1 protein-coding gene is annotated in these 227 nt (G+C 49.8%); it reads right to left on the reverse strand.

Annotated elements, in window-relative coordinates:
• Nucleotides 1-227, reverse strand: a 227-nt coding sequence (locus ACHRVL_RS23110) for a hypothetical protein (protein WP_395415608.1), incomplete at both ends; no start/stop codon positions are given.

The following is a 227-nucleotide window of genomic DNA, read 5'->3' on the forward strand; positions in this document are numbered from 1 at the left end:
CCGCCACAGTATAAGTATACGTTCCTGCTCCTGCGAAAGCTGGAGACCAAGTTCCTCCTGCATCTGGGCTTCCGCCTAATGCTGCAAATAATGATCCTGATGTTACAGTGCTGCCTGAACAAATCGTCAATGTTCCGTTTGTTCCTGCATTTGGCTGCGCCTGCTCTGTTACTGAAACTGTCGAAACAGCATCAACAGTACATGGAGCTGTAGCCGCCACGGTGTAA

The sequence above is a fragment of the Flavobacterium sp. FlaQc-28 genome (genome assembly GCF_044007415.1).
In the GTDB taxonomy this organism is placed as follows: domain Bacteria; phylum Bacteroidota; class Bacteroidia; order Flavobacteriales; family Flavobacteriaceae; genus Flavobacterium.